The organism is Paenisporosarcina sp. TG20, assembly GCF_000286315.1.
Taxonomy (GTDB): domain Bacteria; phylum Bacillota; class Bacilli; order Bacillales_A; family Planococcaceae; genus Paenisporosarcina.
On sequence record NZ_ALJG01000221.1, the window covers coordinates 1 to 10,665 of the forward strand.

Sequence of the window (10,665 nt, forward strand, 5' to 3'; positions counted from 1 at the left end):
CTCCTGCGGAATAAGCGAGACAGACGAGACCCCACAGGTAGCGCAGCGGACGAGGAGGCTTGGCGCTCGCCCGCGGAAAGCGTCCGCCTGCAACGGAAATCATACCAAAAACCAAATGCTTTCTTTAAGGTCTGGGCGTACTTTGCCCGGTTTTACTTACAAAATTAGATAATTATTTTTTGCCATTATGATGAATTATAAGATTGCCTAACCACAAAAGCGGAGTGAAGTGATTTTCTTACTTCACTCCACTCTTATTTGTAGGGTATGATGTAGTGGAAATGCTCGGTTTTTCCGAGAATACTATTTATTTCAGTGACGACGTATGAAAACTTTCGCTGCGATGTGATGCTGAAGATTCGTAGCCTTCTGGAGGATTTGTTATGAACAAGAAAATTATTATAAAAACCCTAGAGAGAATTGCTTTATATATGGAATTAAAAGGAGAAAACTCATTTAAGGTATCTGCTTTTAGAAGAGCTGCTCAAGCTCTTGAACTTGATGCTAGAAGTCTTGCTGAAATTGAGGATGTTACGAAATTAAAAGGAATTGGAAAAGGAACTGCTTCCGTAATTGAAGACTTAATTACAACTGGAGAGTCTTCAGTACTGAAAGAATTAGAAGCGTCCGTTCCTAGCGGTCTTTTTCCTTTGTTACAAGTTGCTGGCCTCGGTGGAAAGAAAATTGCTAAGTTGTATCAAGAACTAGGTGTTGATTCCGTAGAGACCTTAAAACAAGCGTGTATAGATAAAAAAGTTCAAGTTTTAGCAGGTTTCGGTGTTAAAACGGAAGAAAAAATTTTGAAAGAATTAGATCACTTTGAAACTAGACCAGATCGTTTACCAATATGGCGTTTAGAAACTGCAGTTTTAATGATTGAAAAAGTCCTGAGTGAGATTCCGCAAATAGACAAGTTCTCAGTGGCAGGTAGTTTTCGACGAGTCAAGGAAACGAGTAAAGATCTCGACTTTATTATTGCTTCAACCGAAATAGTTGCAGTTAGAGAAGCGCTAATAAAAGAACTACCAGTGACTGAAATAATAGCTGCAGGAGATACCAAAGTTTCCTTTACGATTGATTATGAAGTGTTGATCGATGTTGATTTTCGTATTGTTGAACCAGCAGCTTACATCACAGCTCTACATCATTTTACGGGTTCAAAAAATCATAACGTTAAGCTTCGTCAAATAGCAAAATCACAAGGAAAGAAAATTAGTGAATATGGAGTGGAGCAAGAGGATGGCTCAAATCAAACCTTTGACTCTGAAGTTGACTTCTTTGCCCATTTTGGACTTCCTTATTTTCCTCCTACTGTACGTGAAGATTCTAGTGAGTTTGAACGTCAAGATGAGTTGGAAACTCTTATCCAAGTAGAATCAATTCAATCGGATTTGCATATGCACACAACATGGTCAGATGGAGCGCATTCATTAGGTGAGATGATTGAAGCGTGTATTGAAAAAGGCTACACACATATGGTGATTACAGATCACTCTCATTATTTACGCATAGCAAATGGCTTATCGGCAGAGCGTTTACGTGAACAAATTGCCGAAATCCGCAAAATTCAACAGTCATACCCGACGATAAAAATTATGACGGGTACCGAAATGGACATTTTACCCGATGGTTCTTTAGATTTTGATGATGATCTACTAGAAGAGCTAGATTTTGTTATAGCATCGATTCATTCAAGTTTTAGTCAACCACAAGAAAAGATCATGGAACGATTATTTAGTGCAATTAAAAACAAACATGTTGATATGATTGCACATCCAACCGGGCGAATTATTGGCAAACGAACTGGTTATAATCCAGATGTATCACAACTGATTAAATGGGCTGCAGAGTATGGTAAAATTCTTGAACTAAATGCAAATCCGTATCGTCTTGATATTGCAACAGAATATCTGATAGAAGCACAAAAACTACATGTTCCAATTGCTATTAATACAGATGCACATGCAATTGATCAATTACGATTTATGGATATTGGCGTAAAATATGCACAAAAAGCATGGTTGAAACAAGATCTTATCGTTAATACCTGGTCTTATGAAAAGTTAGAAAATTATCTAAAAAAATGATTTAAAAAGTTATCAAAAGCAGTTTGTTTATACGGTCATTTTTAGGTTGTATAGCAGATAACTCTACAGAGGGTTATGACACCTAAGATCGGATGATAGCTGTTATTGTAATTGACTTTTTAAATTTCTATAGATTTATGGAGGTGGTTTGGATGATATCCAAACACGCATTAAAGACACTAGAATTTGATAAAGTGAGAGAACAAGTAGCGAGTTATTGTACTTCCTCTCTTGGAAAATCGCAATTAGATTTACTCGAACCTTCTACAGATTTCATAGAGGTAGTGCGACTGTTAGATGAAATGGATGAAGGATTATCCTTACTACGCGTTCGTGGAAATGTACCGATGGGCGGCGTATTTGACGTCCGGATACATGCAAAACGAGCGCAAATAGGCGGGATGTTAAGTCCAGCTGAATTAATGGAAATAGCAAGTACGATTCGGGCAAGTCGAATTTTACGTCAATTTTTTGAAGCAGTGGATGAGTCTGAAGACATTCAAATTCCATACTTCATGGAACGAAAACAGGCACTTCCAATTTTAACTGCACTAGAACATGAAATCATTGCGTGTATCGATGAAAATGGAACAGTTTTAGATAGCGCGAGCACCAAACTTCGAACGATTCGGCAACAACTTCGATCACAAGAAAACCGAGTGCGTGAAAAGTTGGAAGGCTATATTCGTGGGAAAAATGCATCGAAAATGTTGTCAGACTCAATCATCACTTTACGAAACGATCGATTTGTTATCCCGGTTAAACAAGAGTACCGTGGAAACTACGGCGGTATTATACACGATCAATCATCTTCTGGACAAACGTTATTTATTGAACCAGACGCAGTGGTGCAAGCGAATAATGAGATTCGTCGATTGAAAATGAATGAACAAGAAGAGATAGAACGTATTTTATTGGCGTTATCCTTAGAAGTTCAAAATTCAGCACACGATTTATTTAATTTAGTACAAATTTTGGGGGAAATTGACGTTATATTAGCGAAAGCAAAATATGGAGAAGCCAATAAATGTACCAAACCAGGAGTTAACGAGAAAAAACATATACGATTAGTAAAAGCCCGTCACCCTTTGTTGAATATAGAAGAAGCAGTTCCAAATACGATTGAGTTTGGGATAGATATAACGGCAATTGTAATCACTGGTCCAAATACTGGGGGGAAGACAGTTACTCTTAAAACAGTGGGACTTTGTACATTAATGGCTCAAGCTGGTGTTCCTATACCCGCATTAGATGGTTCTGAAATCTCCATATTTAATCAGATTTTCGCTGATATTGGAGACGAACAATCCATTGAACAAAGTTTAAGTACATTTTCCTCACATATGGTAAACATTGTAGACATATTATCCAAGTTTGATGATCAAAGCTTAGTTCTTTTTGATGAGCTCGGAGCGGGTACTGACCCACAAGAAGGTGCTGCGCTTGCGATTTCTATTTTAGACGAAGTACATGGCAGGGGTGCTCTTGTCATGGCTACTACTCATTACCCAGAGTTAAAAGCCTATGGCTACAACAGACCTGGCGTTGCGAACGCAAGTGTAGAATTTGATGTGGAGTCACTAAGTCCAACATATAAACTGTTGATAGGTGTACCTGGTCGAAGTAATGCATTTGAAATTTCAAAGCGGTTAGGATTACCGGAACATATTATTAAACATGCACAATCATTTACAGGAACAGACCGTCATGAAGTAGAATCGATGATTGCCTCCCTGGAAGTGAGTAGAAAAGAATCTGAAAAAAATGCTGAACAATCAACAGCAATTCGCATTGAATCAGAATCTATTAAAGAAGATTTATCAACTCAATTACGACAACTAGAAGAACAAAAAGATAAAATTGAACAAAAGGCAAAAGATAAAGCACGTAAAGTTGTGGATGATGCAAAGAGACAAGCAGAAGAAATTATAGAAGAACTTCGAAGAATGCAAAAAAATGTGCAACATGTAATTAAAGATCATGAATTAATTGATGTCCGTAAACGCCTTGAAAAAGCAACCCCAGAAAATCCAGTATTGAAAAAACAACAACAAATTAAAGTGCGGGAAATGACCCTTACAAAAGGTGACGAAGTCAAGGTGTTAAGTTACGGTCAAAAAGGGACTTTGCTTGATAAAGTTTCAAACGATGAATGGAGTGTACAAATCGGTATTTTAAAAATGAAAGTACATGAATCCGATTTAGAGTACTTGAAACCGGAAAAACAACAACAGACAGTGGTCATGACCCATGTAAAAGGTCGTGATACGTATGTGAAATTAGAACTAGACTTACGTGGAGAGCGTTATGAAGCCGCAATTCTAAGAGCGGAAAAGTATATAGATGATGCAGTATTGTCAAATTACCATCAAGTATCGATTATTCATGGAAAAGGAACGGGAGCATTAAGACAAGGTATCCAACAGTTTTTGAAAAATCATTCCCGTGTTAAAAACTTCCGGTTTGGTGAAGCGGGCGAAGGTGGACATGGCATAACGGTTGTGGAACTAAAATAAAAGATTTTTTTCAATGATTTATGTAGATAGTTGAAACCAAAAATCGTTTCATCCGTAAATGCTAGAAACATTTGAAGGAGTAATCGTATGTTAGGTATAAGTTTTTGGCAACACCCTTTAGTGGAAACAGCTGGATATTTCAGCGTGGTCGTATTGTGTTTAATTGTGACATTGGCATTATTTGAAATCGTTACTAAATATAAAAACTGGGAAGAAATTCAAAATGGTAATTTTGCAGTAGCTATGGCTACTGGCGGAAAAATTTTTGGCGTTGCTAATATTTTTCGTTATTCAATTGAAAATCATAACTCATTACCAGAAATGATGGGGTGGGGGTTATATGGTTTTGCACTACTACTCTTCGCGTACTTTTTGTTTGAGTTTTTAACACCTAAATTTAATATTGATCGAGAAATTAAAAATGATAATCGCTCCGTAGGGTTTATATCATTATCAATATCTGTGGGACTGTCATTTGTTATTGGTGCAAGTATTTCGTAGGAGTGGTTATTTATGGAAACGTTAGCGAAAGTATTAATTGGAGTGTGCATTTTATTTGTTTTAATCGGCATCGTATATCTATATTTACAATAGGAAACTGGCATGGGATATGAAAATTATCCCATGCTTTATTAATTTAATTTGTAAGCGGTATCATTTTTCTTTATAATGAAGAATAGTAATATTCAAACGATTATAAATATTAAAAGGGGGAAACACAATGATAAAGAAGCCTTGGTTAGAACAATATCCACCAGAGATCCCACATACTCTTTCGTATGAACCGATTCCAGTACAGGAATATTTGACACGTACGTATCATAATAGTCCGGAGAAAATTGCAATTCATTTTCTAGGTAAAGATATCACGTACAAAGAACTCTATGAATCTTCTTTGAAGTTTGCTAACTATTTACTTTCCATTGGCATTCAAAAAGGTGATCGTGTCGCTATTATGTTACCAAACTGTCCTCAAAACGTCATTGGTTATTATGGGATTTTGTATGCAGGTGCTATTGTAGTTCAAACAAACCCACTTTATACAGAACGTGAGATTGCTTACCAAATGAAAGACTCTGGTGCAAAAGCAATCCTTTCTCTAGATATCTTATTCCCTCGGATTTCTAAAGTGATAAAAGAGACTGAGTTAGAAAACGTCATTATTACTGGCATTAAAGATTATTTACCATTCCCTAAAAATTTAGTTTATCCATTTGTGCAAAAGAAACAATATGGATTTACTGTAAAAGTCGAACATCGTGGTATGAATCACCTATTCCCAGAAGTCATGAAGGTTGGGAAAGCAGAGAAAATTGAAGTTCCATTCGATTTTGAAGAAGACATAGCCATTTTACAATATACAGGTGGCACAACGGGATCTCCTAAAGGTGTAATGTTGACTCATAAAAACTTAATTTCAAATGCCACCATGTGCGATGCATGGATGTATAAAAGTGAAAAAGGAACTGGGTCGGTTTTGGGGATTCTACCATTTTTCCATGTGTATGGAATGACTACAGTTCTAATCCTATCTGTAATGCTTGGAAATAAAATGATCCTATTACCGAAGTTTGATGTCGTGTCAGCATTAAAAACAATCGATAAGCAAAAACCAACATTATTCCCTGGTGCACCAACAATATATATTGGATTATTGAATCATCCGGATATAGCAAAATATGATTTATCTTCAATCGAAGCATGTTTAAGTGGCTCTGCACCATTACCGGTCGAAGTACAAGAAAAGTTTGAAAAAGTAACTGGTGGTAAGCTTGTTGAAGGATATGGACTAACTGAAACTTCACCTATCACACATTCAAACTTTATTTGGAGCGAAAACCGTATCAAAGGATCTGTCGGGGTTCCTTGGCCTGATACTGATGCAGCAATCTTTGAAATGGATTCTACAGAACCACTACCTGCTGGACAAATTGGTGAAATCTGTGTACGTGGTCCACAAGTTATGAAAGGTTACTGGAATCGTCCCGAAGACACACAAAATACTATGCGTGATGGATGGTTGTTAACAGGAGATTTAGGGTATATGGATGAGAAAGGTTTCTTCTATATAGTTGATCGCAAGAAAGATATGATTATCGCTGGCGGATTTAATATTTATCCTCGTGAAATTGAAGAAGTACTGTATGAACACCCTGCTATACAAGAATGTGTTGCAGCCGGCGTACCTGACGCGTATAGAGGAGAAACTGTTAAAGTGTACATTGTTCTAAAAGAAAATCAAAATGTTTCAGAAAAAGAGTTGGACGCATTCTGTAGAGAACATCTAGCAGCATTTAAAGTTCCGAAAATTTATGAATTTAGAAAAGAGTTACCAAAAACAGCCGTAGGAAAAATACTACGTAGACAATTAATTGAAGAGGAAAAAGGGAAAATTGAAAAGGAAAGTGTAACTTCATAATTTCTTGACAACAACAATTCTTCAGTCTAAGATGAAATAGTGAATGAATGTTCATTCACCATTTCATTTTTTTGGTGGGTATAGCTTATGAAACGAGAAAAACCGAAGTACAAACTAATAATTGATGCAGCCGTGGTAGTTATTGCAGAAAATGGTTATCATCAAGCCCAGGTTTCTAAAATTGCGAAACAAGCTGGTGTTGCTGATGGGACAATCTATTTATATTTTAAAAATAAAGAAGACATCCTCGTTTCTGTGTTTACTGAAAAGATGAGTGTTTTTGTTGGAAATTTAAAGACCATTATTAAAAATGAGACATCTTCTTCAGAAAAGTTATATAAGATGGTTGATAATCATTTTAGAGTATTAGCGACAGATCACCATTTAGCCATCGTTACACAACTAGAGTTACGTCAATCAAATAAAGATACTAGACTTAAGATAAATGAAGTGTTGAAAGAATACTTAATTTTACTCGATTACATTTTAATAGAGGGAATCGAGAATGGAGAATTTGTTAAAGATTTAGATATTAGACTTGCGAGACATATGGTATTTGGTACAATTGATGAGACGATTACTACTTGGGTGATGAATGAACAAAAATATGATTTGATGAAATTAGCGCCTAAAGTACATCAGTTATTACTAAGTGGTATGAAATCATAAGTGAAAGGATGACGTTAATGGAGTTTTTGAGTTGGAGTGTAGAAAATTACGTTGCGAAAGTAACGATTAATCGACCACCAGCAAATGCATTATCACGGGGACTTATTCTCGAAGTAAATGAATTAATGAATGCTGTTGAACATGATGACAGCATCCGTGTAATTGTCTTACATGGAGAAGGTCGTTTCTTCTCAGCAGGTGCAGACATTAAGGAGTTTACTTCAATAAATACTGGAGGAGAGTTTTCAGCTTTATCTGCAAGTGGACAAGAAATCTTTGAACGCCTAGAAAGATTCTCTAAACCTATTATTGCCTCGATTCACGGGGCTGCTCTTGGTGGAGGACTTGAACTTGCAATGAGTTGTCACATGCGTATTGTGTCTGAAAATGCTAAACTAGGGTTGCCTGAATTACAGCTAGGATTAATTCCTGGTTTTGCTGGTACTCAACGTTTACCTCGATTAGTAGGCATGCCTAAAGCAGCAGAAATGTTGTTCACAAGTGATCCAATTAGTGGTGTAGAAGCCGTTAAATGGGGGTTAGCAAACCGTGCATATGCAGAAGAAGAACTTCTTGCAAAGACAATGGAACTTGCTACAAAAATTGCTAAGAAGAGTCCTGTGGCTATAAAAGCAACGATTGAGATGCTTCAATATGCAAAATCATACGCTTATGATGAAGGTGTAAAAGCTGAAGCACAATCCTTTGGAACCGTGTTCGTATCCGAAGATGCTAAAGAAGGAATTTCTGCTTTTATTGAAAAACGAGAACCATCATTTAAAGGAAAATAATGACAAGTATTGGGAGGTCTGCAACATGAATATTTATGTGTTGGTAAAACGTACATTTGATACAGAAGAAAAGATTGTCATTTCAGGTGGCCAGATTCAAGAAGATGGTGCTGAATTTATCATAAACCCTTACGATGAATATGCGATTGAAGAAGCTATTCAAGTTCGTGACGCACACGGTGGCGAAGTAACTGTGTTGACAATGGGTGGAGAAGACGCTCAAAAGCAGCTTCGTACAGCACTTGCAATGGGCGCTGATAAAGCAGTACTCATTAACGTAGAAGATGATTTAGATAAAATGGATCAATTCACTACTGCTCAAGTTTTGGCTGATTATTTGAAAGATAAGAACCCAGACTTGATTTTAGCTGGAAATGTCGCGATTGATGGTGGATCAGGGCAAGTTGGACCACGCGTTGCCGACTTATTGAATATCAATTATGTAACAACTATTACAAAACTAGAAATTAATGGAACACAGGTAAATATTGTTCGTGATGTGGAAGGCGATTCTGAAATGATTGAAACGTCATTACCACTTCTAGTGACAGCTCAACAAGGTTTAAATGATCCTCGTTACCCTTCTTTACCGGGTATTATGAAAGCGAAAAAGAAACCGCTTGAAGAAATAGAATTTGATGATTTAGATATCGATGAAGATGATGTTGAAGCGAAAACGGAGACTATCGAAATTTACTTGCCTCCTAAAAAAGAAGCGGGTCGTGTGTTACAAGGCGATCTTTCAGATCAAGTGCAAGAATTGGTACAATTACTTCGTACAGAAGCAAAAGTCATATAATCTAATCTGAAGAATTGTAATTGGAGGGAAATACATCATGACAAAAAAAGTAATCGTATTAGGTGAAGCACGTGAAGGTGCTTTACGTAATGTATCTTTTGAAACCATTGCTGCAGCTAAGAAAATTTCAGACGGTGGGGAAATTGTAGCTGTTCTTTTAGGGGACGCTGTACAATCTCTAGCAACTGAAATGTTTCATTATGGTGCAGACCGTGTAGTAACTGTTGAACATCCACATTTGAAATCATATACTTCTGACGGCTATAGCCAAGCATTTATGGCGGTTATTGAAAGTGAGAAACCAGATGGAGTTGTTTTCGGACATACTGCACTTGGTAAAGATTTATCACCGAAAATTGCAAGTAAATTACAATCTGGACTAGTTTCAGATGTAACTAGTATTGAAGGTGAGGGAGCAGACGCTGTGTTTGTTCGTCCTATCTTCTCAGGTAAAGCGTTTGAAAAAGTAACTGCTAAAGAGGGCATTACATTCATCACGATCCGACCAAATAACATTGAACCGTTAGCTCATGATGATAGTCGTTCAGGGGATGTTTCATCTTTAGCTGTTGACATTACAAACCTTCGCACAATTATTAAAGAAGTTGTTCGTAAATCAACTGAAGGTGTAGACTTATCAGAAGCGAAAGTAATTGTAGCAGGCGGACGTGGCGTTAAGAGTGTAGAAGGTTTTGCACCTTTAAATGAACTAGCAAAAGTATTAGGTGGCGCTGTAGGAGCATCTCGTGGCGCATGTGATGCTGACTACTGTGATTACTCTCTTCAAATAGGGCAAACAGGTAAAGTAGTAACGCCTGATCTTTATATTGCAGCAGGAATTTCTGGAGCTATCCAACATTTAGCTGGTATGTCTAACTCGAAAATTATCGTAGCGATCAATAAAGATCCTGAAGCGAGCATTTTCAAAGTAGCTGATTATGGAATTGTCGGCGACTTGTTCGAAGTCATTCCAATGTTGACAGAAGAATTTAAAAAACTAAAAGCAAATTAATATGATAAAACTCCGTAAAGTGAAAAACTTTACGGAGTTTTATTTTAAAATAAGAAATTTTATGACTATAGAGTGCCATGAATTCAGTGTTCATGGTGTTTTTAGTATATAGAGACTAACATGCTAAAACGGTATTTCTTTGATGTGACTCTCATAATTCGATTAATAAGAAGTCGTGATTTCTTTTTTAAGAAAATTTCCCGCTCAGTCAAAGTGAATTTTATTCAGTGATATATTCTTGTTTAGTAATATTTGGGTTGTACATAAAAAATCATTCTATATAGGTTTGGGTACTTTCTTTTTACAAGATAGAACGAATTTTTATATTTATTTTTAAAAATATATTGTTATCACTGTTGATTTTAAAAGAAG

8 protein-coding genes are annotated in these 10,665 nt (G+C 36.5%); all 8 read left to right on the forward strand.

What is annotated here, in order from left to right; all coding sequences use genetic code 11:
* Positions 1–383: 383 nt before the first annotated feature.
* Positions 384–2,087 carry a DNA polymerase/3'-5' exonuclease PolX gene (gene polX, locus B371_RS0104795; protein WP_019413167.1) on the forward strand — a complete coding sequence of 568 codons (1,704 nt, stop codon included), beginning with the start codon at positions 384–386 and terminating at the stop codon, positions 2,085–2,087.
* Between the two features lie 152 nt (positions 2,088–2,239).
* The gene (locus B371_RS0104800; RefSeq protein WP_019413168.1) at positions 2,240–4,603 is read left to right on the forward strand and encodes an endonuclease MutS2; all 2,364 of its coding nucleotides are present in this window, start codon (positions 2,240–2,242) and stop codon (positions 4,601–4,603) included.
* Between the two features lie 87 nt (positions 4,604–4,690).
* Positions 4,691–5,104, forward strand: coding sequence for a DUF350 domain-containing protein (locus B371_RS0104805; RefSeq protein ID WP_019413169.1), 414 nt, complete (start codon positions 4,691–4,693; stop codon positions 5,102–5,104).
* A gap of 220 nt (positions 5,105–5,324) precedes the next feature.
* The gene (locus B371_RS0104815; protein ID WP_019413170.1) at positions 5,325–7,022 is read left to right on the forward strand and encodes a long-chain-fatty-acid--CoA ligase; all 1,698 of its coding nucleotides are present in this window, start codon (positions 5,325–5,327) and stop codon (positions 7,020–7,022) included.
* Between the two features lie 87 nt (positions 7,023–7,109).
* Entirely contained in the window at positions 7,110–7,691 is a 582-nt protein-coding gene (locus B371_RS0104820; RefSeq protein WP_019413171.1) for a TetR/AcrR family transcriptional regulator, read from the forward strand.
* 17 nt (positions 7,692–7,708) lie between these two features.
* Positions 7,709–8,482, forward strand: a complete 774-nt coding sequence (locus B371_RS0104825) for an enoyl-CoA hydratase (protein ID WP_019413172.1) — start codon at positions 7,709–7,711, stop codon at positions 8,480–8,482.
* 25 nt (positions 8,483–8,507) lie between these two features.
* Positions 8,508–9,281, forward strand: a complete 774-nt coding sequence (locus B371_RS0104830; protein WP_019413173.1) for an electron transfer flavoprotein subunit beta/FixA family protein — start codon at positions 8,508–8,510, stop codon at positions 9,279–9,281.
* Positions 9,282–9,318: 37 nt separating this feature from the next.
* Positions 9,319–10,293 (forward strand): electron transfer flavoprotein subunit alpha/FixB family protein, encoded by a 975-nt coding sequence (locus B371_RS0104835; protein WP_019413174.1) that lies wholly within the window; start codon positions 9,319–9,321, stop codon positions 10,291–10,293.
* Positions 10,294–10,665 lie beyond the last annotated feature (372 nt).

Bases quoted from the DNA above. Each gene is read 5' to 3' on its own strand.
- polX (WP_019413167.1), top strand. From the start codon at position 384: ATGAACAAGAAAATTATTATAAAAACCCTAGAGAGAATTGCTTTATAT.
- B371_RS0104800 (WP_019413168.1), top strand. From the start codon at position 2,240: ATGATATCCAAACACGCATTAAAGACACTAGAATTTGATAAAGTGAGA.
- B371_RS0104805 (WP_019413169.1), top strand. From the start codon at position 4,691: ATGTTAGGTATAAGTTTTTGGCAACACCCTTTAGTGGAAACAGCTGGA.
- B371_RS0104815 (WP_019413170.1), top strand. From the start codon at position 5,325: ATGATAAAGAAGCCTTGGTTAGAACAATATCCACCAGAGATCCCACAT.
- B371_RS0104820 (WP_019413171.1), top strand. From the start codon at position 7,110: ATGAAACGAGAAAAACCGAAGTACAAACTAATAATTGATGCAGCCGTG.
- B371_RS0104825 (WP_019413172.1), top strand. From the start codon at position 7,709: ATGGAGTTTTTGAGTTGGAGTGTAGAAAATTACGTTGCGAAAGTAACG.
- B371_RS0104830 (WP_019413173.1), top strand. From the start codon at position 8,508: ATGAATATTTATGTGTTGGTAAAACGTACATTTGATACAGAAGAAAAG.
- B371_RS0104835 (WP_019413174.1), top strand. From the start codon at position 9,319: ATGACAAAAAAAGTAATCGTATTAGGTGAAGCACGTGAAGGTGCTTTA.